The organism is Salinispora mooreana (assembly GCF_000379065.1).
GTDB classification, from domain to species: domain Bacteria; phylum Actinomycetota; class Actinomycetes; order Mycobacteriales; family Micromonosporaceae; genus Micromonospora; species Micromonospora mooreana.
Genome location: NZ_KB900614.1, coordinates 629,528 through 650,639 on the forward strand (window position 1 = coordinate 629,528; position 21,112 = coordinate 650,639).

Annotated in this window: 20 protein-coding genes, 1 pseudogene and 1 riboswitch; of the genes and pseudogenes, 12 read left to right on the forward strand and 9 right to left on the reverse strand. The window is 71.0% G+C overall.

The features are described 5' to 3' along the window. Nucleotides 1–77: 77 nt before the first annotated feature. The gene (gene ppdK / locus SALPAC6_RS0102970; protein WP_018251963.1) at nucleotides 78–2,813 is read right to left on the reverse strand and encodes a pyruvate, phosphate dikinase; all 2,736 of its coding nucleotides are present in this window, start codon (nucleotides 2,811–2,813) and stop codon (nucleotides 78–80) included. A gap of 306 nt (nucleotides 2,814–3,119) precedes the next feature. On the opposite strand from ppdK, the gene SALPAC6_RS0102975 reads away from it, so the two are divergent. Beyond that, nucleotides 3,120–4,883: a beta-N-acetylhexosaminidase gene (locus SALPAC6_RS0102975; protein WP_018251964.1), complete on the forward strand. Its 1,764-nt coding sequence runs from the start codon at nucleotides 3,120–3,122 to the stop codon at nucleotides 4,881–4,883. Nucleotides 4,884–5,318: 435 nt separating this feature from the next. Next, a complete protein-coding gene (locus SALPAC6_RS0102980; RefSeq protein WP_018251965.1) occupies nucleotides 5,319–5,975 on the forward strand; it encodes a C39 family peptidase in 657 nt (218 codons plus the stop codon). 68 nt (nucleotides 5,976–6,043) lie between these two features. Here the strand turns inward: SALPAC6_RS0102980 and dusB are convergent, their stop codons facing one another. The 4 genes from dusB to SALPAC6_RS0103000 all read right to left on the reverse strand — a co-directional run bounded on the left by dusB (nucleotide 6,044) and on the right by SALPAC6_RS0103000 (nucleotide 9,723). Then, a complete protein-coding gene (dusB, locus tag SALPAC6_RS0102985) occupies nucleotides 6,044–7,219 on the reverse strand; it encodes a tRNA dihydrouridine synthase DusB (RefSeq protein WP_018251966.1) in 1,176 nt (391 codons plus the stop codon). 69 nt (nucleotides 7,220–7,288) lie between these two features. After that, nucleotides 7,289–8,668 carry a glycine--tRNA ligase gene (locus SALPAC6_RS0102990; protein ID WP_018251967.1) on the reverse strand — a complete coding sequence of 460 codons (1,380 nt, stop codon included), beginning with the start codon at nucleotides 8,666–8,668 and terminating at the stop codon, nucleotides 7,289–7,291. 111 nt (nucleotides 8,669–8,779) lie between these two features. Continuing rightward, nucleotides 8,780–9,253 carry a hypothetical protein gene (locus tag SALPAC6_RS0102995; protein WP_018251968.1) on the reverse strand — a complete coding sequence of 158 codons (474 nt, stop codon included), beginning with the start codon at nucleotides 9,251–9,253 and terminating at the stop codon, nucleotides 8,780–8,782. 128 nt (nucleotides 9,254–9,381) lie between these two features. Continuing rightward, nucleotides 9,382–9,723 carry an antibiotic biosynthesis monooxygenase family protein gene (locus tag SALPAC6_RS0103000; RefSeq protein ID WP_018251969.1) on the reverse strand — a complete coding sequence of 114 codons (342 nt, stop codon included), beginning with the start codon at nucleotides 9,721–9,723 and terminating at the stop codon, nucleotides 9,382–9,384. Between the two features lie 27 nt (nucleotides 9,724–9,750). Here SALPAC6_RS0103000 and SALPAC6_RS0103005 point away from each other — a divergent pair, with 27 nt between their 5' ends. Genes SALPAC6_RS0103005 through SALPAC6_RS0103025 form a run of 5 tightly spaced genes read left to right on the forward strand, consistent with a single transcriptional unit; the run spans nucleotide 9,751 to nucleotide 13,110 of the window. After that, a complete protein-coding gene (locus tag SALPAC6_RS0103005) occupies nucleotides 9,751–10,008 on the forward strand; it encodes a hypothetical protein (RefSeq protein WP_018251970.1) in 258 nt (85 codons plus the stop codon). A 54-nt stretch (nucleotides 10,009–10,062) separates the two neighbouring features. After that, nucleotides 10,063–11,130 (forward strand): metal ABC transporter substrate-binding protein, encoded by a 1,068-nt coding sequence (locus tag SALPAC6_RS0103010; RefSeq protein WP_018251971.1) that lies wholly within the window; start codon nucleotides 10,063–10,065, stop codon nucleotides 11,128–11,130. Continuing rightward, entirely contained in the window at nucleotides 11,127–11,888 is a 762-nt protein-coding gene (locus tag SALPAC6_RS0103015; RefSeq protein ID WP_018251972.1) for a metal ABC transporter ATP-binding protein, read from the forward strand. The genes SALPAC6_RS0103010 and SALPAC6_RS0103015 overlap by 4 nt, the downstream gene beginning before the upstream one ends. Nucleotide 11,889: 1 nt before the next feature. Beyond that, entirely contained in the window at nucleotides 11,890–12,765 is an 876-nt protein-coding gene (locus tag SALPAC6_RS0103020) for a metal ABC transporter permease (protein ID WP_018251973.1), read from the forward strand. A gap of 36 nt (nucleotides 12,766–12,801) precedes the next feature. After that, the gene (locus SALPAC6_RS0103025) at nucleotides 12,802–13,110 is read left to right on the forward strand and encodes an ArsR/SmtB family transcription factor (RefSeq protein WP_018251974.1); all 309 of its coding nucleotides are present in this window, start codon (nucleotides 12,802–12,804) and stop codon (nucleotides 13,108–13,110) included. A gap of 31 nt (nucleotides 13,111–13,141) precedes the next feature. Here SALPAC6_RS0103025 and SALPAC6_RS29915 read toward each other — a convergent pair. Beyond that, nucleotides 13,142–13,263 (reverse strand): annotated as a pseudogene (locus tag SALPAC6_RS29915) (alpha/beta hydrolase); the annotation flags it as partial. A gap of 100 nt (nucleotides 13,264–13,363) precedes the next feature. Beyond that, a riboswitch (TPP riboswitch) is annotated at nucleotides 13,364–13,470 on the forward strand. A gap of 70 nt (nucleotides 13,471–13,540) precedes the next feature. Between SALPAC6_RS29915 and SALPAC6_RS0103035 the strand changes: the two are divergent. From SALPAC6_RS0103035 to gndA, 5 genes are all read left to right on the forward strand, one after another. Further along, complete coding sequence (locus SALPAC6_RS0103035; protein WP_018251975.1) at nucleotides 13,541–14,137, forward strand: ECF transporter S component; 597 nt, start codon at nucleotides 13,541–13,543, stop codon at nucleotides 14,135–14,137. A gap of 5 nt (nucleotides 14,138–14,142) precedes the next feature. Then, on the forward strand, nucleotides 14,143–14,283 hold the full coding sequence (locus SALPAC6_RS29315) for a hypothetical protein (protein WP_162561492.1): 141 nt from the start codon (nucleotides 14,143–14,145) through the stop codon (nucleotides 14,281–14,283). Then, complete coding sequence (locus SALPAC6_RS0103045) at nucleotides 14,280–15,707, forward strand: ABC transporter ATP-binding protein (protein ID WP_018251976.1); 1,428 nt, start codon at nucleotides 14,280–14,282, stop codon at nucleotides 15,705–15,707. The genes SALPAC6_RS29315 and SALPAC6_RS0103045 overlap by 4 nt, the downstream gene beginning before the upstream one ends. A 19-nt stretch (nucleotides 15,708–15,726) precedes the next feature. Further along, nucleotides 15,727–16,527, forward strand: coding sequence for an energy-coupling factor transporter transmembrane component T family protein (locus SALPAC6_RS0103050; RefSeq protein ID WP_018251977.1), 801 nt, complete (start codon nucleotides 15,727–15,729; stop codon nucleotides 16,525–16,527). 99 nt (nucleotides 16,528–16,626) lie between these two features. Next, entirely contained in the window at nucleotides 16,627–18,063 is a 1,437-nt protein-coding gene (gene gndA / locus SALPAC6_RS0103055) for an NADP-dependent phosphogluconate dehydrogenase (protein WP_026189272.1), read from the forward strand. Nucleotides 18,064–18,079: 16 nt separating this feature from the next. Here the strand turns inward: gndA and SALPAC6_RS0103060 are convergent, their stop codons facing one another. The 3 genes from SALPAC6_RS0103060 to SALPAC6_RS0103070 all read right to left on the reverse strand — a co-directional run bounded on the left by SALPAC6_RS0103060 (nucleotide 18,080) and on the right by SALPAC6_RS0103070 (nucleotide 21,000). Next, a complete protein-coding gene (locus tag SALPAC6_RS0103060; RefSeq protein WP_026189273.1) occupies nucleotides 18,080–18,856 on the reverse strand; it encodes an isoprenyl transferase in 777 nt (258 codons plus the stop codon). A 41-nt stretch (nucleotides 18,857–18,897) separates the two neighbouring features. Then, nucleotides 18,898–19,734 (reverse strand): DNA repair protein RecO, encoded by an 837-nt coding sequence (recO, locus tag SALPAC6_RS0103065; RefSeq protein ID WP_018251980.1) that lies wholly within the window; start codon nucleotides 19,732–19,734, stop codon nucleotides 18,898–18,900. A 63-nt stretch (nucleotides 19,735–19,797) separates the two neighbouring features. After that, nucleotides 19,798–21,000, reverse strand: coding sequence for an acyltransferase family protein (locus SALPAC6_RS0103070; RefSeq protein ID WP_018251981.1), 1,203 nt, complete (start codon nucleotides 20,998–21,000; stop codon nucleotides 19,798–19,800). Between the last annotated feature and the right edge of the window lie 112 nt (nucleotides 21,001–21,112).

Genomic DNA, 21,112 nt, shown 5'->3' on the forward strand with positions numbered 1-21,112 from the left:
GGCGGCGGCCGATAGGCGGTGGCCGATAGGCGGCCGCCGGTGCTCGGTGGGCGGTGGCCGCACCACCGCCCCCCACGTCAGCGGCTGTCTGATCCGGCGGTCTCCACGGCGGCCCGCCCCGCCTCCAACCGGGCGACCGGCACCCGGAACGGCGAGCACGAGACGTAGTCCAGCCCGACCTCGTGGAAGAAGTGCACCGAGTCGGGGTCACCGCCGTGCTCGCCGCACACGCCGAGTTTGAGCTCAGACCGGGCGGCCCGCCCCTCCTCGGCGGCGATCCGCACCAGCCGGCCCACCCCGTCCCGGTCGATCGACTCGAACGGCGAGATGCCGAAGATGCCCAGCTCGAGATAGCGCCAGAAGAAGGCACCCTCCACGTCGTCGCGGGAGAAGCCCCACGCCATCTGGGTCAGATCGTTGGTGCCGAACGAGAAGAACTGCGCCGCCTCGGCGATCTCGCCAGCGGTCAACGCCGCCCGCGGCACCTCGATCATTGTGCCGATCAGCACCTCGACACCGCTGCCGTCGACCACCTCGGCGATGATCTTCTCGGCTTCGGTGCGTACCGTCTCCAGCTCCTGCACCGCACCGACCAGCGGGACCATGATCTCCGGGAAGGCGGACCCACCGGACTCGGTGACCGCGGCAGCGGCCTCCGCTATCGCGCGGACCTGCATCGCGAACAGGCCGGGAATGACCAGGCCGAGCCGGACGCCACGCAGGCCGAGCATCGGGTTCTCCTCGTGCATCCGCCGGACGGCGGCCAGCAACGCCTCCTCCCGGGCCGCGGCCTCGCCCCGCTCCTGGGCCACCGCCACGTTGACCGCCAGCTGCTCCAGCGGGGGCAGGAACTCGTGCAGCGGCGGGTCGATCAACCGCACCGTGACCGGCAGCCCGTCCATCTCGCGGAAGATCTCGATGAAGTCCGCCCGTTGCAACGGCAGCAACGCGGCCAGCGCCTGCTCCCGGTCGGCGTCGGTGGAGGCGAGGATGAGCCGCTCGACCAGTTCCCGCCGGTCGCCGAGGAACATGTGCTCGGTGCGGCACAGGCCGATCCCCTGCGCGCCGAAGCGCCGGGCCCGCGCCGCGTCCGCCTTGGTGTCCGCGTTCGTCCGCACGGCCAACCGCCGCCGGTCGTCGGCGTGGGTCATGATCCGGTGTACGGCCCGCACCAGTACGTCGTCGGCCTGCTCCGGGTCGAGGGTGCCCTCGAAGTACCGCACCACCTCGGACGGCATCACCGGCACCTCGCCCAAGTAGACCTTGCCGGTGGTGCCGTCGATCGACACCACGTCGCCTTCGTTGACGGTCTGTCCGGCCACGGTGAACACCTTCGCGGGGATGTCCACGCCGAGTTGGTCGGCGCCGGAGACACAGGTCTTGCCCATGCCTCGGGCCACCACGGCGGCGTGGCTGGTCTTACCGCCCCGCGAGGTGAGGATGCCCTGTGCGGCGATCATGCCGTTGAGGTCGTCCGGGTTGGTCTCCCGACGGACCAGGATCACCGCCTCACCCTGGCCGGCCAGCTCCACGGCGCGGGCAGAGGTGAAGACCACCCTGCCGACGGCCGCGCCCGGTGAGGCGCCGATACCGGTGGCGACCGGCTGGAACTCGTGGTCCAGGTTGAAGCGCGGGAACATCAGCTGGGCGAGCTGGGCACCGTTGACCCGGTGCAGCGCCTCGTCCAGGTCGATGAGGCCCTCGTCCACGAGTTGCCCGGCGATGTTGAACGCGGCGGCCGCGGTGCGCTTACCGACCCGGGTCTGGAGCATCCACAGCTTGCCCCGCTCGATGGTGAACTCGATGTCGCAGAGATCCTTGTAGTGCCGCTCGAGCCGGGCCATGTAGTCGAGCAGTTCGTCGTAGGACTTCTTGTCGATCCGCTCCAGCTCCTGCAGCGGCACGGTGTTACGGATCCCGGAAACGACATCCTCGCCCTGCGCGTTGGCCAGGTAGTCGCCGTAGATGCCCTGGGCCCCGCTGGCCGGATCACGGGTGAAGGCGACGCCGGTCCCCGAGTCCGTACCGAGGTTGCCGAAGACCATGGCGACCACGTTCACCGCGGTGCCCGCCTCGGCGGGAAGTCGCTCCTGGCGGCGGTAGATCACCGCCCGCTCGGCGTTCCACGACTCGAAGACCGCCCGGATCGCGAGGTCCAGCTGCTCCCGCGGCTCCTGCGGGAAGTCCCGGCCGGTGTGCCGACGGAAGATCTCCTTGTAGGTGTCGACCAGTGCGCGGAGGTCGTCGGCGCTCAGGTCCAGGTCCAGGTCGCTGCCCTTGGCCCGCTTGGCGTCGTCGAGGGCGCGCTCGAAGTCCTCCCCCGGCACCGCACAGACAGTCTTGCCGAACATCTGGATCAGGCGACGGTAGGAGTCCCACGCGAACCGGTCGCTGTCGCTGGCGGAGTCGGAGCCCGCCGAGCCGCCGGCCTGTCGGGCCAGCCCTACGACACTCCGGTCGTTGAGGCCGACGTTGAGGACGGTCTCCATCATGCCCGGCATCGAGAACTTGGCACCGGAGCGCACTGAGACCAGCAGCGGGTCCGCCGGGTCACCGAGGGTTCGCCCCATCGCCTGTTCCAGGGCGTCGAGGTGGGAGCCGACCTGGTCGGCGAGGCCGGCCGGCTCGCTACCGGTGGCGAGGTACGCCTGACACGCCGAGGTGGTGATCGTGAAGCCGGGCGGCACCGGCAGGCCGAGGTTGGTCATCTCGGCCAGGTTGGCGCCCTTGCCGCCGAGGAGATCCTTCTGGTCCTTGTTTCCCTCGGCGAAGTCATAGACGTACTTGTGATCGACTGTCTCCTGCGCTGCCACCAGAGCCTCCCACGCACGCCGAATGTGTCACCTGACGAAGGTTCAGCTGCCACCGGGCCGGCCCGGTCGCCGACGGTCCGTGGCCAGGCTTTCAATCGTGGGGCGAAGGTTAGGCGAACATCGGACCCCTAGGGACCGTTCGGTGACAATCGGCACAGTCACCCCCACTTTCCGTGTTCGCACCCGTTTTTGGAAACGCTTCCACGCGCACGATCACGCAACTGCCGTGCCGCCGTACCCTTGAGGCAACGCTCTCGGTGAAGCCTTGCCACAACCGCCGCGAATACACCCCCGAAAGGCAGCTCCGTGCACCCCACCCCCGCCACCTCGCCACAGCATCCGGAACACCGGACCGCACCCGCGACCTCGGGCGCGACGGGCACCGTGCCGGCCACCGACGGCGACGCGAACACCTCGAGGACCTCCACCCCGGCACCCGTCCAGCCGGCAACGGGCGAGCTGGCAGCGGGCGAGCTGGCCCGGCTGGCGGCCCACGAAGCGGGCACCCGACTCGCCCCCGCCCCGACTCGGCTGGGCGATGTGGTGCCCGCACCCGAACAGGTGCGCCCGGAGCCCCACGCCGACTTCACGCTGGCGGCCGATACGGCGGTGCGGGTCAGCCCCGACCCCGCCGCGCGGGCCGTCGCCGAACGCCTCGCCGACCTGCTCCGGCCGGCCACCGGATATCGGCTGCCGATCGCCGACGCCCCGTACCCCGAGCTGGCCGACGGCATCGCGCTCGTCCTCGTCGAGCAGCCCGACCTCGGCCCCGAGGGCTACCGACTCGACGTCACACCGACCGGTGTGCGGATCAGCGCCGGCACCGCGGCCGGGCTCCACCACGGCACCCAAACCCTGCGCCAGCTTCTCCCGGCCGCGATCGAGAGCAGTACGCCGGTCCACGCCAGCTGGACGCTGCCCGGCGGGTCGATCGTCGACCGGCCGCGCTTCCCGTACCGGGGCGCCATGCTCGACGTGGCCCGGCACTTCTTCGGGGTTGACGACGTACTGCGGGTGATCGACCACCTCGCCCGCTACAAGCTCAACCACCTGCACCTGCACCTCACCGACGACCAGGGGTGGCGGATCGCGGTCGAGTCCCGACCCCGACTGACCACGGTCGGCGGAAGCACGGCGGTCGGTGGCGCCCCCGGCGGGTGGTACACCCCGGCCGACTATCAGCGAATCGTCACGTACGCGGCCGAGCGGCACCTCACCGTCGTTCCGGAGATCGACCTGCCGGGGCACACCAACGCCGCGCTGACCGCCTACCCGGAGCTGGCCCCGGACGGGACCACACCGGCGCCCTACACCGGCACCGAGGTTGGCTTCAGCTACCTGGACCCAGGAAACGCGCAGACGTACGAGTTCGTCGCCGATGTGCTGGGGGAAGTCGCCGCGCGCACCCCCGGGCCGTTCCTGCACATCGGCGGGGATGAGGCCTTCAAAGTGAAGGGAGCGGCGTACACCGGATTCGTCGAGCGGGCACAACGCATCGTGGCCAAGCTCGGCAAGACAGTGGTGGGCTGGCACCAACTGGCGCCGGCCACCCACATCGAAGGACGGGTGCTCCAGTGGTGGGGCACCGACGGCGTTGACCCGACGACCGCAGGCGCGGTGCGCCGCGGCGCCCGGCTGATCCTCTCCCCCGGTAACCACGCGTATCTAGACATGAAGTACGCCGCCGACACCCCGATCGGACATGACTGGGCGGGCCTGATCGACGTACGGCAGGCGTACGACTGGGATCCCGCGACTCAGGTGACGGAGGTGCCGGCGGAGTCGGTGTTGGGGGTGGAGGCCCCGCTCTGGACCGAGTCGGTCACCTCGCTGGCGGAGATCGAGTTCATGCTCCTGCCCCGGCTACCCGCCATCGCGGAGCTGGGCTGGTCACCGCGGGCCACCCACGACTGGGCGTCGTTTCGCACCCGGCTGGCCGGGCAGGGCTCTCGCTGGACGACCGCCGGCATCGCCTTCCACCGCTCCCCCGAGGTCCCCTGGCCAGCGACACCCGCTGACCCGCCGATGGCGCAGGGCGCGGCACCCGCGCCCCGCCCCAGGCCGGCATAACGGAGCGCGGGGTTGCTCGAAGGCATGAGCGAAGCCCTTACGCAGGAGGCCACGATGTCGCTGGTGGGTATTTCTGAGTCAAATGTCCGGTCCTGAAGCACGGGTGGGCGGGGAAAGCGCACCTCGATCGTCCGCTCTGGGCGTTCTGATGGGTGGTCCGGGTCACGGTTGGCGGGGAATCGGTGCCGGGGGCCGGTGGTTATACCTGGCGTAACCATGCGGGGCAGCCGTGAGCGCCCCACCGCCCCACCGGACCGCCGGTGGCCGCCCGCCGGCGGAATGCCGCCGGACCGGCGTTGGTTACATCCCCGGGCCGCCCGAGTAGCACCCCGCCGGGCGGGACCCCCTATTCGTTCTCATCTCGAACCACCTCGTGCGACCCGCTGGCGCGCCCCCCGCGTCCGCGGCACCCCCGAGCGGAAGGCTTCGACCATCATGCGTACCGACATCCTCCGTAAGACCGCCCTGACCGCTGCTGGCCTGATCGCCACCGGTGGCGCCATCGCCGCCCCCGCCAGCGCCGCCTTCGCCGCCCCCACCACGCAGCCCACCACGCAGCCCACCACGCAGACCGAGCGCGACGACACCCGCGTGCTCCCGGTCGACTACGAAGCCCAGCCGAACTTCTACTACTGCGGCCCCGCCGCCGCCCGCAACGCCCTGTCCGTGCAGGGCAAGAACATCGACATGGACGCGATGGCCGAGCGGATGGGCACCACCCAGTCCGGCACCGACTCCATCAACGACATCACCCCGGTGCTGAACACCGAGACCGGCCACGACGTGTACCGCAGCGTCGAGATCTCCACCCCGATGGCCGACGACAAGCAGACCGACACCCTGCGCGAGGACATCATCCGCACCGTCGACGACGGCCGCGCCATCGTGGCCAACATCGCCGGCACCGCCACCGACACCAACGGCGAGACCCACTCCTTCGCCGGCGGCCACTACATCTCCGTCACCGGCTACCGCGACGCCGGCGACCAGGTGAAGATCGCCGACTCCGCGAACCCGAACACCGCCGAATACTGGATCACCACCGACGCCCTCGCCGACTGGATCGCCACCCGCGGCTACTCCACCAGCTGACCCCCACCAACCGCCAAGGGCCGGCCCCACGAGGGGCCGGCCCTTGTTGTCGTCGTTCGAGGCCCAGTTCAGCCGCCCGAGTCGGCCAACTCCGCGCCCTGCGGAACCGTGTCGTCGTCCCGGCTGTCCAGCCATCCGTTCGGCAGGAAGACCTTGCCTGGGGAGTTGGTCCGGCCACGGGGCTGGCCCAGCGTCTCCACCGGGAACGGCGCCGCCGGGTCCAGCTTGCCGAGCAGATCGTCGAGCTGGGCCAAGCTGTCAATCATCGCGAGCGACCGACGTAGCTCGCTGCCGACCGGAAAGCCCTTCAGGTACCAGGCGACGTGCTTCCGAAAGTCGGTGCAGCCGTCCCGCTCACCGCGCGCCGCGTCACGGGCGCCGACGGTGAACTGCTCGACCAACAGCTCCGCGTGCCGGCGCATGGTCGTGGCCACCTCCCCCAGCGTGGGCAGTCGCCGGTGCGGCGAACCGGTGAGGGCAGCCTCCAGGTCGGCGAAGAGCCACGGCCGGCCCAGGCAGCCCCGCCCCACCACGACCCCGTCGACTCCGGTGTGCGCCACCATCCGCAGCGCGTCGTCCGCCTCCCAGATGTCGCCGTTACCCAGCACCGGCACGTCCAGCGCCGCCTTCAGCGTCGCGATGGCGTCCCAGTCGGCGGTCCCCGAATATCGTTGGGCAGCCGTACGCCCGTGCAACGCCACCGCCGCGACCCCAGCATCCTGGGCGGCAAGGCCCGCCTCCACGTACGTCAGGTGGTCGTCATCGATGCCCTTACGCATCTTCACCGTGACCGGCACCCCGGCGGGTGACGCGGCGTCCACCGCGGCCCGCACCAACCGGGCGAAGAGCCGACGCCGCCACGGCAGGGCGGAGCCACCGCCCTTGCGGGTGACCTTCGGGACCGGGCAACCGAAGTTCAGGTCGATGTGGTCGGCGAGGTCCCGCTCGACGACGATGCGCACGGCGGCGGCGGTGGTGTCGGGGTCGGTGCCGTAGAGCTGGAGGCTGCGCGGCGACTCCCCGGAGCCGAAGGCGATCATGCGCAGTGTCTTGGGATTCCGCTCGACCAGCGCGACCGTCGTGATCATCTCGCAGACGTAGATGCCACCGCCCTGCTCCCGGCAGAGCTGACGGAAGCCAACGTTGGTGATGCCCGCCATCGGTGCCAGGACCACCGGCGGCCACACCTGGTGCCGCCCGATGGTCAGCGGGCGGGGCGGGACGGCCTTCGTCGTGGTCACCACTCAAGTGTAAGGAGGTCCTGCTCCTCCCTCCGCTGGCCTACCAGCGGAGGGAGGAGCCACCCTCGCGGCTCAGCAGCCGGGGAGGCGCTCGATCAGGTACCGCTCGACCTGGTCCAGGGAGATCCGCTCCTGGGCCATCGTGTCCCGGTTCCGCACGGTCACCGCGTCGTCGTCGAGGGTGTCGAAGTCGACCGTCACACAGTACGGGGTGCCGATCTCGTCCTGCCGACGGTAACGGCGACCGATGGCCTGCGAGTCGTCGAACTCCACCACCCAGCGCTTACGCAGGTCGGCGGCGAGCTTCCGAGCCTTCGGCGAGAGCGCCTCGTTGCGGGACAGCGGCAGCACCGCGACCTTCACCGGGGCGAGCCGCGGGTCGAAGCGCATCACCGTGCGCTTGTCCACGCCGCCCTTGGTGTTCGGCGCCTCATCCTCGTCGTACGCCTCGAGCAGGAACGCCAGCACCGCACGGGTGAGGCCGGCGGCCGGCTCGATCACGTACGGTACCCAGCGCTCGCCCTTGGCCTGGTCGAAGTAGGACAGGTCGACCCCGGAGTGCTTGCTGTGCGTGGCGAGGTCGAAGTCGGTGCGGTTGGCGATGCCCTCCAACTCCGCGAACTCGGTGCCACCGAACTGGAACCGGTACTCGATGTCGACGGTGCGCTTCGAGTAGTGGGAGAGCTTCTCCTGCGGGTGCTCGTAGCGACGCAGGTTGTGCTCGCTGAGACCGAGGTCGAGGTACCAGTTCCAGCGCTCGGCGAGCCAGTACTCGTGCCAGCCCTCGTCGGTGCCCGGTTCGACGAAGAACTCCATCTCCATCTGCTCGAACTCGCGGGTCCGGAAGATGAAGTTCCCCGGGGTGATCTCGTTGCGGAAGGACTTGCCGGTCTGGGCGATGCCGAACGGCGGCTTCTTGCGCGCCACCGTCTCGACGTTCTTGTAGTTGACGAAGATACCCTGCGCGGTCTCCGGTCGCAGGTAGTGCAGACCCTCGTCGCTCTCCACCGGGCCCAGGTGGGTCTTCATCAGACCGTTGAACATCCGCGGCTCGGTGAAGGTGCCCTTGTTTCCGCAGTTCGGACAGTTCAGCTCGGTCAACGAGGCCGGCGGACGACCATGCTTGGCCTCGAACGCCTCCTCCAGGTGGTCGGCCCGGAACCGCTTGTGGCAGGACTGGCACTCGGTCAGCGGGTCCACGAACGCGTCCAGGTGGCCGGAGGCGGCCCAGACATCACGGGCCAGGATCACCGCGGAGTCGAGGCCCACCACGTCGTCACGCTGCTGGACCATGCTCCGCCACCACTGCCGGCGCACGTTCTCCTTGAGCTCCACACCGAGCGGGCCGTAGTCCCACGCCGAACGGGTACCCCCGTAGATCTCACTGGACGGGAAGACGAAACCCCGGCGCTTGGCGAGGCTGACGACGGCGTCGATACGGTCTGCGGGCATGTTTCCTCCTACGCCGGCTGGCGGTCGGCGGGGACAGTACGGGATGGAGCGAGGCTCGGGACAACGGTACGACCGGCGACGTCCTGAGCCCAGGAGAATACCGGGAGCGGTTCAGCTGACTCCGCACACCTCCAGTGCACCGGTCTGCTCGTTCTGCTCGAGGTTCACCCGTTGGCGATCGCGGCCGCCGCCGCTGAAGGTGACCTCGACCGGCACGGTCAGGTTGGTCTGGTCGACCTCGCCGACCTGGAACGAGGCCACCTGTGGCCCATCGGCGGCCCGCCGTTCGAACTCCCGCCGCGACTCCTGCCGCCGCGCCGGTGCACAGAGCTGGTCGTACGCGGCACCGTATTCTCGTTCCACCAGCGCCTGGTAGTAGTCGGTGGAGACGACACGCCCCTGCTCGTCGAACGCCTGTACGCCGGCTACCACGAGCCCGACCACCGCCGCACCACCGCCGCCGCAGCAGAGCGCCAGTGCGAGCGCCCCGACGCCGAGCCCCAGCCAGAGCCGGGTGGGACGGCCCTCGACCGGCGGCGCCGCGAACGGTGGTGCGACACCGGGGCCGGCGGGCGGGTTCGGCACTCCCGGCCCGGAGGGTGGGCCGGGCACGGCAGGGGGTACGGCGCCGTCTTGCGGGCCGGGCACCGACGGGTGCGGTGAGGGAGCGGCCGGTCCGGGAGCGGTCATGGGATCAATGTAGTGCGTATCGCTCACCGGTACGGATCGGCCGCCCGATCGCTCGCCGTCACGACCACGTCGGCTCCGGGCGCGGCGCTGGCGAGGGCCTCGTAGGCCGACGGTTCGTCGACCGACTCGGCGAGCAGCGGAACCGCGGTGACCTTGACGTCAAAACCGCCGAGCGCTCGGCGGTAGGTGCCGACCGACTCCCACTCGGTGAGCAGGCACCAGTAGCGCGGGTCGTCCAGCGCGCGGACGAGTTGCCCGCGCAGGTATCCGGGGCGGGCGGCGAGCGCCGCGAGCGCGGCGTGCGCTCGCGCGGTGAAGTCGTCAACGACATCGGGCTCGACCACGAACCGGTTGGTGACCAACACCGGCTACCTCCTCGTAGAGTCTGTGGGATGCAGCGTACGCAGCACCGGATAGCGGGCCGGCTGGCCCGGGCGAACCCGACGGCAGTCTTCCTGGTCACCCTGGTGGTGGTGCTGGTCGCTCTCTTCACGCCGGGGGTGATCGGCGGGCTACTCACCCTCGCCCTCGCGGCGGTCGTGGCCGTGCTGGTGGTCACCACGGGGGCGCGCCAGCCGGCACGGCTGCGGGTGGTCCGGCTCCTGGTGCTGACGCTGCTGATCACCGCCGGGCTGGTCAAGCTTCTCTGACATGCACTCATGCGTTTTTGACAATCATTATCATTGTTGCGGACAGTTGCCTTCATGAACAACCGCCGTGCTCCACGCGCCCTGGCGGCCACCTCCGCCGCCCTACTCGCCCTCGGCGCTGCCGCCTGCTCCGACAAGCCGACCGATGCCGATCCGCAACGGGTGGAGGTCGTCGCCGCGTTCTACCCACTCCAGTTCCTGGCCGAGCAGATCGGTGGGGACACGGTTACCGTTAGTAACCTGGTCAAGCCCGGCGCCGAGCCGCACGACGTCGAGTTGAGCCCGAGCCAGGTTGGGGAGGTAGCCGGGGCCGAGCTGATCGTCTACCTCAGGGGCTTCCAGCCGCAGGTCGACGAGGCGGTGCAGCAGAACGCCGCCGACCGGGCGTTCGACGTCACCACCATCGAGCCGCTGCTCGACGCCACCGCCGACGGCCACGATCACGACCACGGACACGACGGCGACACCGGACACGAGGACGACCACGGACACGACGGCGACACCGGACACGAGGACGACCACGGACACGACGGCGACACCGGGCACGAGGGTGAGGGCGGTGCCGAGACGCCGGCGGACCCGGACCACGCGGCGGACGCCGGCAGCAAGGACCCGCACCTGTGGCTGGACCCCACCCGGCTCGCCACCGTCGGTGACCAGCTCGCCGACCGGCTCGCCCAGGCCGACCCCGAGCACGCCGACGACTACGCCGCTCGCGCGTCCGACCTCCGCGGCAAGCTGGAGCAGCTCGACGCGGAGTTCACCGCCGGCTTGGAGACCTGCCAGCGGCGGGAGATCGTGGTCAGTCACACCGCCTTCGGCTACCTGACCACGCGATACCAGCTGGAGCAGATCGGCATCACCGGGCTGAGCCCGGAGCACGAGCCGTCGCCGCAGCGGCTGGCCGAGGTGATCGAGGAGGCAAAGGCGCACCAGGCCACCACGATCTTCTTCGAGACGCTGGTCAGCCCGAAGGTCGCCGAGACCATCGCAGCCCAGGTCGGGGCCGAGACCGCGGTGCTCGACCCGCTCGAGGGACTCGCCGCCGACAACAACGGGGACTACTTCTCGGTGATGCGGGCCAACCTCGCGGCGCTACAGACCGCGCTGGACTGCGCATGAACGCACCCGTCATCACCGTCACGCGGGCGGCGATCGGCTACGAGGGCCGCACCGTGCTGCGAGACATCTCGCTGACCGTGACCAGCGGTGAGGTGGTGGCCGTGCTCGGCGCCAACGGCTCCGGCAAGTCCACCCTGACCCGAGCCGTGCTCGGGCTGGTCCCGCTCAGCTCCGGCTCGGTCGGGCTCTTCGACCAGCCGGCGCGGCGATTCCGGCAGTGGCACCGCATCGGGTATGTCCCGCAACGCCTCGGCGCCGGCGGTGGTGTACCCGCCACCGTCCGCGAGGTGGTCGCGGCGGGCCGGCTGGCCCGCCGCGGCATCCTGCGGCCCCCCGGCCGCGCGGACCGGAGGGCGGTAGCGACCGCGCTGGCGGCGGTCGGTCTCGCCGACCGGACCGGCGACCCGGTCTCCACCCTCTCCGGCGGCCAGCAGCAGCGCGTCCTCATCGCCCGGGCCCTGGCCGGCGAGCCGGAGCTGCTGGTCCTTGACGAGCCGACCGCCGGTGTGGACGCGGCGAGCCAGGAGGCATTCGCCGGAGCGCTCCAGGAATTCGTCGCCGGCGGCGGCACCGTCCTGCTGGTCGCACACGAGCTGGGGCCACTGCGGCCGCTGATCTCCCGAGCCGTCGTCGTGCACGCCGGGGGGATCGCTCACGACGGCCCGGTGCCCGAACCGGCCGGCCACCACGCCGACCCCGACCACGACCACGTGCACCCGCACGGTCCCACCGAGCCCGCCGGTCTCTGGAGCGCGTGAGATGGAACTCTTCCAGTACCCGTACATGCAGCGTGCGCTGATCGGCGCGTTGGTCATCGGCCTGGCCGCCCCGGCGCTCGGCATCTACCTGGTACAGCGGCGGCTGGCCCTGATCGGCGATGGCGTCGGGCACATGGCGCTCACCGGCGTCGGCGCCGGCCTGCTGCTGAACCGCTCCCCGGTCCTGGTGGCGGTGATCGTGGCCAGCCTCGGCGCGATCACCGTCGAATTGGTCCGGGCCCGCGGCCGCACCTCCGGTGACCTGGCGCTCGCCCTGCTCTTCTACGGGGGCATCGCCGGCGGCGTGATGCTCGTCGGGCTCTCCGACAGCACCAGCACGAGCCTCAACGCGTACCTCTTCGGCTCGCTCTCCACCATCGCCCCCACCGACCTCACCACGATCGCGGTGCTCGGTGCGGCGATCCTGGTCACCATGCTGTCGTTGCGCCCGGCACTCTTCGCGATCTGCCACGACGAGGAGTACGCCCGGGTCTCCGGGCTGCCCGTCCGCGCCCTCAACCTGCTCCTCGCGGTCGCCACCGCGGTCACCGTCACCATCGCGATGCGCGCGGTGGGCGTCCTGCTGATCAGCGCGCTGATGGTGGTGCCGGTCGCCGCCGCCCAGCAGGTCACCCGCGGCTTCCGCAGCACGATGACGGCCGCCATGGCGCTCGGCCTCTTCGCCGCCGGGTCGGGTGTGTACGTGGCTGCCAACGCCGACACCGCCCCCGGCGCGTCGGTGGTGCTGATGGCGATCGCCTCGTTCGCGGTGGTGGCGCTCGGCGGCGCGGGTTGGCGGATACTACGACGACGGCGAGTCGCCGCACCGGACACACCGGCCGTAGAGCCGCACGAGGTGGTGCTCAGCCAGTCCTGAACAACGGCGCAACCTTGGATTGGTTACCGTTACCCGGTGAGCAGCGGGTCCGGCTACGACGCCTACGAGGGGGCGAGCGAGCTGCTGCGCGCCCTCTCCGCCCCGATCCGGCTGGCCATCGTCAGCCAACTCGCCGAGGGCGAACGGTGCGTACACGAGTTGGTTGACCAGCTCGGCGCCGCGCAGCCGCTGGTCTCCCAGCATCTGCGGGTGCTTCGCGGTGCCGGGGTGGTGCGGGGTTCCCGGCGCGGGCGGGAGATCGCCTACACGCTGGTTGACGAACACGTCGCACACATCGTGGCGGACGCGGTCAGCCACGCCGGCGAGCACACCAACCCCACCTGAGGGCTCACCTCGGGTCGCGGACCCGGGCCACGATCACGTCGGCCCACTCCCCACTGTGCGGGGGAAGCCGTGCAGCAGGAGCAGCTGCGGGCCGGCCGCCAGGCCACCGCCGTGGAGATCGAAGGCGAAACCTCGGACATCGATACGTAGGATCGGCAACCTACGCGGGGTTCGCCGGGGGAGCCCCGGCGAACTGCACCAATGCCGCTTTGTTGAAAGATTTTCGAAGGTGCTAGCGTCGGTCGTACAGTTTCACCTCCGACAGGGGAGCGCACAGCGCTGAGAGTGTGGGCAAGGTCCCACAGACCCTCGAACCTGATCTGGGTAATGCCAGCGCAGGGAGTTCGGTCGACCTCCGGTCGCGCCGTCGTTCGGCCAGCCGGACGTGGATGCGCCCCTCCTGTTCCCCCGGAGCAGACAGGGAAGACCGATGAGCAAAGTCAATGTAACCACCAACCGCTGGCGCACGGTCGATGTCGTCGTCGCCGCTGTCATCGCCGTCACCTTCGGCGTCATCTTCTGGGCCTGGGGACTGCTCTGGAACGTTGTCACCCCGGCGTTCGCCTTCCTCCCGGCGACCCAGGCCGTCATGTACGGCGTTTGGCTGATCCCGGCGGTCCTCGGCGGCCTGGTGATCCGCCGCCCCGGTGCGGCGCTCTTCTGCGAGGCGGTGGCCGCGATCGTGTCCGTGCTACTCGGCTCCGAGTGGGGCAGCATCGCCATCCTTCAGGGCCTGGCCCAAGGGCTCGGCGCCGAGCTGGCCTTCGCCGCCTTCCGCTACCGTTCCTTCCGACTGCCCACCGCGCTGCTCGCAGGCGCCCTGACCGGCCTGGGCGCGGCTGCCTTCGACTTCTTCGTCTGGAACAGCGAATACGCGCTGGGCAGCTACCGGATCCCGTACGCGCTGCTGACGATCGCCAGCGCCACCGCCATCGCCGGCTTCGGTGCCTGGAGCCTGACCCGGGCCCTGGCCCGCACGGGTGTACTGGACCTGTTCCCCGCCGGCCGCGAACGCACCACCATCTGAGTACCGTGTCGATCGAGAGGTTGGGGCCGCAGACCGCGCCCGCGGCTGCTCGCAGCGCCCGGCGCGGTGTGTTCCGGGACAGCACCCGGCGCGGCGTGTTCCGGGACAGCACCCGGCGCGGCGTGCTCCGGGGTGACGGCCGGTGAGCGCGGTCCGGTTGCGGGGCTTCGGGTGGCGGCACGCGGGGCGAAAGCGGTGGGCCGTACGCGGACTCGACCTGCGGATCGAGCACGGCGAACGGGTTCTCCTGCTGGGTGCCTCCGGGGCGGGTAAGAGCACCCTGCTCGCCGCGCTGGCCGGGCTGCTACCCGAAGACTCCGGCGAACAGGAAGGCACGGTCGAGGTTGACGGCCGGGACCCTCGCGCGGCCCGAGAAGAGGTCGGCCTGCTCTTCCAGGACCCGGAGACCCAGCTGGTGATGGCGCGCTGCGGCGACGATGTCGCCTTCGGCCCCGAAAACCGCGGGCTACCCGCCGGGCAGATCTGGCCCCGGGTGGACGAGGCACTGCGCCGGGTTGGTTTCCGCTACGGCCGGGACCGATCGACCGCCGCGCTCTCCGGCGGCGAACAGCAGCGCCTCGCCCTCGCCGGGGTGCTCGCGCTCCGCCCAAGCCTGCTGCTGCTCGACGAGCCGACCGCCAACCTGGACCCGGCCGGTGCGGCGCTGATCCGCGACGCGGTCGCCGCGGCGCTCGACGCCGACACCTCCCTGCTCCTCGTCGAGCACCGGCTCGCCGAGGCGCTGCCGCTGGTCGACCGGGTGGTCGTGCTGGCACCCGGTGGCGGCGTCCACGCCGACGGCACCCCGCAGGCGGTCTTCGCCGCGCACGGCGAGGCGCTCGCTGCCGAGGGGGTCTGGGTGCCGGGCCATCCGACGCCCCTGCGGCGGGCCGCCACCGCCCCCGGGACGGAGTTGCTCGCCGCCGACGAGCTCGCCCTGCCGCCCCGGCTGGCCCGTGTTTCCCTCACCGTACGGGCCGGCGAGGCGCTCGCCGTCCACGGACCCAACGGAGCCGGTAAGTCCACCCTGGCCCTCCTGCTGGGTGGGCTGCTCGCACCGGCGGCGGGCCGGGTCACCGCGACCGCGGAGCTGGCCGGCGGGGACGCCCGCACCCCACCGCACCGATGGCGGGCGCCGGCGCTGGTGGGCCGGATCGGTTCGGTCTTCCAGGACCCGGAACACCAGTTCGTCACCACCACCGTCGCCGAGGAGCTGGCGCTGGGCCCACGCCGCACCGGCCGAACCGAGGCGCAGGTCCGCGCCACCGTGGACGCACTGCTCGACCGGCTCCGCCTGACCGCGCTCGCCGCGGCCAACCCGTACACCCTCTCCGGAGGCGAGGCGAGGCGGCTGAGTGTGGCGACGGCCCTGGCCACCGCGCCCCGCCTACTCGTCTGCGACGAGCCCACCTTCGGCCAGGACCGGCGGACCTGGCGGGAGCTGGTGGAGCTCTTCGCCGAGCTGCGCGATAACGGGCACGGGCTGGTCACGGTGACCCACGACCGGGAGTTCATCGCCGCGCTCGCCGACCGCCAGGTACGGCTCGAGCATCCGCGGAGGGTGTCGTGACGCATCCGCGGAGCGTGCCGTGATCAACCTCGAACCGGTGACCCGACCGGACGCCCCGCTGGCCCGGCGCAACCCGGTGGCGAAGCTGGCGGCGGCGCTGCTCTGCTCGGTCATCCTGATCGCCACCCTCGACCCGGTGGCGCCGGCCATCGCCATCGCCTTCGAGCTGGCCCTGCTGCCGCTGTTCGGTGTACGGCTCCGGGTACTCGCCCGCCGAGCGATGCCGCTGCTGGTCAGCGCGGTCGGCATCCTCGTCACGCTGGTGCTCTTCGCCGCCGAACGCTCCGGGCGGACCCTCATCGAGGCCGGCCCGATCCTGATCACCTCCGGGGTGCTGATCACCGCGCTCGGTCTGGTGTTGCGCATGTTCGCGGTGGCCCTGCCGGGAGTGACCGTGGTGGCGACGACCGACCCCACCGACCTGGCCGACGCGCTGGTGCAGAACGCCAAGCTGCCCGCCCGCTTCGCCTACGGCGCACTGGCGGCGTTCCGGTTGGTGCCGTTGCTCGCCCAGGAGTGGCAAATGATCAGCATGGCGCGGCGGGCCCGGGGCGTTGACGCCGGCCGTAACCCACTGGCCCGGCTGCGGCTTTTCGGGTCAACCGCGTTCACGCTACTGGTCGGCGCGATCCGCCGCGGGACCCGACTTGCGGTGGCGATGGACGCGCGGGGCTTCGACGCCACGACCCCCCGGTCGATGGCCCGCCGTCAACACTTCGGTCGCGCCGACGGTCTCCTGATCGCCGGTGCGGCGGTACTGGCCGGCGCCGCACTCGCGGTCAGCGTCGCCGTCGGCGCGTTCCGCCCCCTGATCGGCTGACCACCGAGCCCAGTGCACCGCCGGGTGGAGTGGCTGTGGAGCAGCGGAACCTGGAGCGCGATACGGTCACAGACGGAGATCGAGGCGGAGGTGGCTGGGATGAGCGGGCAGGCACAGATCGGCGTTACCGGGCTGGCGGTGATGGGGCGTAACCTCGCCCGGAACCTGGCCCGCAACGGCTTCGTCGTGGCGGTGCACAACCGCTCTCCAGAACGGACCCGCCGGCTGGTCGCCGAGCACGGCGAGGAGGGGCGGTTCGTCCCCACCGAATCGCTGGCCGACCTCGTCGCCGCGTTGGAGCGCCCCCGGGCGGTCATCACGATGGTCAAAGCCGGCGCCCCGACCGACGCCGTCATCGACGAGTTGGTGCCGCTGCTCGATGCCGGCGACATCATCGTCGACTGCGGCAACGCCCATTTCGCCGACACCCGGCGGCGCGAGGAGGCGCTGCGCAAGCAGGGGCTGCACTTCGTCGGCACCGGTGTCTCCGGTGGTGAGGAGGGCGCGTTGTGGGGGCCGAGCATCATGCCGGGCGGTTCGGCCGAGTCCTATCAGAAGCTGGGGCCGCTCTTCGAACAGATCGCGGCGCAGGTGGACGGCGAGCCCTGCTGCCGACACATCGGTCCGGACGGAGCCGGCCACTTCGTCAAGATGGTCCACAACGGCATCGAGTACGCCGACATGCAGCTCATCGCCGAGGCGTACGACCTCCTGCGGACTGGCCTGGACGCGACCCCAGCCGAGCTGGCGGAGATCTTCCGAGAGTGGAACTCCGGCGAGTTGGAGTCGTACCTCATCGAGATCACCGCTGAGGTGCTCGGCCACACCGACGCCAGCACCGGGCGGGCCTTCGTGGACATCGTGCTCGACCAGGCGGAGCAGAAGGGCACCGGACGCTGGACCGTACAGAACGCCCTGGACCTGGGCATCCCGATCACCGGCATCGCCGAGGCGACGTTCGCGCGTTCCCTCTCCGGGCACGCCGCCCAGCGAGCGGCCATCCGCCACGCGTTCGCCGGCGCGGAACCGACCTGGCGGGTCGAGAAGCGGGGCGCCTTCGTCGAGGACGTCCGGCGCGCACTACTGGCCAGCAAGATCATCGCGTACGCGCAGGGCTTCGACCACATCCGGGCCGGCAGCCAGGAGTACGACTGGGACATCGACCTGGGCGGCACCGCCACGATCTGGCGGGGCGGGTGCATCATCCGAGCGCACTTCCTCGACCGGATCCGACAGGCGTACGACGAGCAGCCCGACCTGCCCACGCTGCTGGTGGCGCCGTGGTTCGCCGACACCGTACGCGCCGGGTTGTCGGGGTGGCGGCGCGTGGTCGCCGAGGCGGCCCGCGCCGGTGTGCCCACCCCCGCGTTCGCCTCGTCCCTGTCCTACTTCGACGCGCTGCGCGCGAACCGACTACCGGCGGCCCTGATCCAGGGCCTGCGGGACAACTTCGGCGCTCACACCTACCGCCGGGTTGACCGTGGCGGCTCCTTCCACACCCTCTGGGCCGGCGACCGCAGTGAGGTCGAAGCCTGACCCCGGGCGCCCGGGGTCAGGTGGTAGGCGCCACCGGGTTCGGCAGCGCTCCGCCGAACCGGCGGTCCCGCTGGGCATAGAGCTCACAGGCGTACCAGAGGTGCCGGCGGTCGAAGTCCGGCCAGAGCGTGTCCAGGAAGACCAGTTCGGCGTAGGCGCTCTGCCAGAGCAAGAAGTTCGAGGTGCGCTGCTCTCCGGAGGGGCGCAGGAAGAGATCCACGTCGGGGACCTCCGGGTGGTAGAGGTAGCGGGCCATGGTCTTCTCGGTGACCTTGGCGGGGTCGAGCCGGCCGGCCGCGACCTCCCGGGCGATCGCGGCGGCGGCGTCGGCGATCTCGGCCTGCCCGCCATAGTTCACGCAGAACTGCAGGGTGAGCGTCGAGTTACCGCGAGACATCTCCTCGGCCGCCTGCAACTCCGAGATGACGCTCTTCCACAGCCGCCCGGACCGGCCCGACCAGACGACCCGTACGCCCAGGTCGACAAGTTGGTCGCGGCGGCGGCGGATCACGTCCCGGTTGAAGCCCATCAGGAAACGCACCTCGTCCGGCGAACGTCGCCAGTTCTCCGTCGAGAACGCGTACGCCGACAGGTACGGGATGCCCAGCTCGATCGCGCCCTCGACCGCGTCGAAGAGGGAGAACTCTCCCGCCTCGTGCCCTTTCGTACGCGGGAGCCCACGCTCCTTGGCCCACCGGCCGTTGCCGTCCATCACCACCGCGACGTGCCGCGGCAACGCCTCGGCGGGCAACGCCGGTGGCCGGGCACCGGACGGGTGGGGGGTGGGCGGCACCGGCGCCGGGCCGGTTCGCCTGGTCGATCGGATCACTCGGTCTACTCCCTGTCCACGCCGGCCGCGGCCGGCCCGACTCCGCCGGCCGGCGTCCCGACCGCGCCGGCGGCCGGACCGCCCCGGTCCACCAGCGGCAGCGAGCGTAGCGCGCGCTCCAGATGCCACTGCAGGTGCGCCGCGACCAGCCCGCTGCACTCCCGGCGAACACCACTCTCGGCGGCGTCAGCAACCCGCCAGTCGCCGCTGGTGAGCGCGGTCATCAGGTCAAGGGTGGCCGGTGCGGGGTGGGCCGCGCCAGGCGGCCGACAGTCCCGGCAGACGGCACCGCCGGCCGGGACGGAGAAGGCCCGGTGCCGCCCCGGCGTGCCGCAGACCGCGCAGCCGACCAGCGCCGGCGCCCACCCGGCCAGGGCCATGCCACGCAGCAGGTACGCGTCCAGCACCAGGGTCGCGGCGTGTTCCCCGCCGGCCAGCACACGCAGCGCCCCCAGGGTGAGCTGGAACAACCGCAGCGACGGTTCCCGCTCGACCGGGGTGAGCCGCTCCGCGGTCTCACAGACCGCACTCGCCGCCGTGTAGCGGGGGTAGTCGCCGAGGAGGCGCTTACCGTACAGATCAATGCCCTCGACCTGGCTGACCGTGTGCAGCGAACTGCCCTGCTGGCCCTTCGGGTCGCCGGCGAGTTGCAGGTCGACGTGGCCGAAGGGCTCCAGCCGGGCGCCGAACTTGCTGGTGATCCGACGCACCCCGCGGGCCACCGCGCGCAGCCGCCCGTGCCGACGGCTGAGCAGGGTGATGATGCGATCCGACTCGCCGAGCTTCTGCACGCGCAGCACCACCGCGTCGTCGCGGTAGAGCTGTCGGCGGTACCCGGCCATCGGATCATTCTCCCTCAGGGTGGCAGCTCCGGGTCGGCTCGGGGTGGCCGCGGCGCCGGCTGGTCATCGTGCGTTGCTCTGCACGCTCCCGGTCTGCACGCGCTCGCTCTCCGCCGACCGGGGCGCCGGCACCAACGGCTGCTTCCGCGCCGGCCCGGCCCGCTCCGCCGAACCAGCTACGGCCTGCTCCGCTGTCGCCCCCTCGGGCGTAGCTGCCACTCCCTCGGGCGTAGCTGCCGCCTCCTCGGGCCTGGCTGCCGCTCGCCGTCCAAAACCGGGGATCAACTCCGGCCGGCGCCGGGCCGCGATGTCCTCGACCCAACCGACAAGCATGATGACGACCCCGAGCAGGGCGAAGACCAACACGACCCGGATAGCCAGGCCGAGCAGATTCTGGTGCGACCAACCGACCACGTCCACCAGTGGGGTGAGCGCTGCCACGAAGGCCATGTGCCACAGGTACACGGTGAGTGCACGCCGGTTGATCAGAGTGACCACCCGACTGAAGATCGCGTTACGGTCGATCCACGCCGTTGTCGCCGGCTCCCGCCCGAGCACGACCAGGATGACACCGGCCGACCAGAGGGCGTTGGCGAGCGGATTGCCGTTGAGGTCGAGCCCCTTGGTACCGGGCTGGGTCAGGTTCCACCAGCCGCCGAGGGCGACCAGAGCGATCGCGGCCGGCCACAGGACGCGGTTGGCGAGTCGGCGCAGCATTCCCTCCTGGTGGGCGAAGCCCAACATCCACGCCCCGAGGTACAGGCCGAACTGCTGCACCACCATCGGCGGATCCGGGTACAGCCCCAGTTCGATCGCCACCGTCAGCGCGTACGGGGCGATCAGGGTGGGCAGCGGGAACCGACGGAACAACCACAACGCCAGCGGCGAGACGAGGACAAACCAGAGGTAGTTGCGCAGGTACCAGATCGGGCCCAGCACCGGTATTCCCCAGTCGTTCCGCGGTGGGTCGGCCACGGGGAAGAGCCAGAGCAGAAGCTCGGGGGTGAACGACAGCCCGGTGAGCAGCATCGCGGGCACCAAGATCGCGCCGAGCACCCAGAACGACGGCAGCAGCCGCCGCAACCGACGACCGACCGCCGCTGTCCCGAAGCGATGCAGGGACGCCGCCATCAGCGATCCGGCCAGCGCGAACATCACCGACATCGCGGGAAAGACCAGCGTCATGGTGGCCCACCCAGTTACGTGGTAGACCACGACCCGGACGACGGCGAGGGCACGCAACAGGTCTAGGTAACGATTTCGCATCAGCTCGCTGCTATTTCCGGACGAGGAGAGGGAAACACAATCCCCTACCCTCCGCCCGCGACCTGGAATACGCGAGACTCGCCGGATGAAAAGTGAAATTCCTCATCAGTCC